Below are 833 nucleotides of genomic sequence, written 5' to 3'. Positions count from 1 at the left end.
GTTCTCGAAAGTGACGACTTTCTCACGATGAGACTACCGATACTTTGCTCCCAAAACTTTTCTGCACCAGTGAGGGAGAAACCTGGCGCGTGGGCTAATTTCCTTGAATTTCCTGCCCTATATTGCCGGGTGCGCATTGGATATATCGAAGAAGTGCGTAAAAATAAAAATGAATTTGAGCGACGACTTCAAAACTTTGTAGGTAAAACTGTAGACAATAAAATGTTTGGAAATTGGAATGATGGAGGAAGACTTCAATGAATCAGCTTAACCTAACCTTTCGCCGCGCGAGTCCAGATGATTTAGACTTTATAGCGCATTGTAATTACACAGCTAGTTCCCCGTCGCCAAATTTCTGCTATTGGGATTCATTAATTGAGGGTTTTGGTCTAGAAACAATTACCTTTATTCGACAAGCTATTTCTCTGGATGTGCTTGCATGGTGTCGAATCTCAGACTTTTTCATTGCAGAAAACAATGGAGTACCCGTAGCAGGAGCATCTTGTTTTGTAATGAAGCAAGATGATTATCGTCCACTAGATCTGGAAAGTATAAGTAAGCTATACAATTTTCTGGGATGGGGTGATGAACAGGTTCAGCAGTTTGAGGGGAGGTAATTAGTCACAGCAAAATTCAGACTCAGGCTATCTAAACCATAACTCAGATAGAATTCCTCATAACAATCCCGTTGCACGCAGATCGTATTAAGTTGGTCGGTGAGTCCAAAAGGTTGCTGGCGGCGGGTGAACGGGAACGTTATACCAATTCCCTATGAGGTGAAGCAGAATATAGGAGTACTGATTTCAAGCACAAAAGATGGCTCGTCCACTCAA

2 protein-coding genes are annotated in these 833 nt (G+C 42.1%); both read left to right on the top strand.

Annotated features, from left to right (window positions below):
• Positions 1–261, top strand: a 261-nt coding sequence (locus JUK32_RS01290) for a YdeI/OmpD-associated family protein (RefSeq protein WP_204137050.1), incomplete at its 5' end; no start/stop codon positions are given.
• A complete protein-coding gene (locus tag JUK32_RS01285; RefSeq protein ID WP_204137049.1) occupies positions 258–617 on the top strand; it encodes a hypothetical protein in 360 nt (119 codons plus the stop codon). The genes JUK32_RS01290 and JUK32_RS01285, both read left to right, overlap by 4 nt.
• Positions 618–833: the final 216 nt, after the last annotated feature.

Origin of the sequence: Halomicronema sp. CCY15110 (assembly GCF_016888165.1) — a bacterium.
Lineage (GTDB): Bacteria > Cyanobacteriota > Cyanobacteriia > Phormidesmidales > Phormidesmidaceae > Halomicronema.
The sequence above is the reverse complement of the archived record's forward strand: the minus strand, read 5'-3'. Positions and strand labels throughout refer to the sequence as shown.

Bases quoted from the DNA above. Each gene is read 5' to 3' on its own strand.
- JUK32_RS01285 (WP_204137049.1), top strand. From the start codon at position 258: ATGAATCAGCTTAACCTAACCTTTCGCCGCGCGAGTCCAGATGATTTA.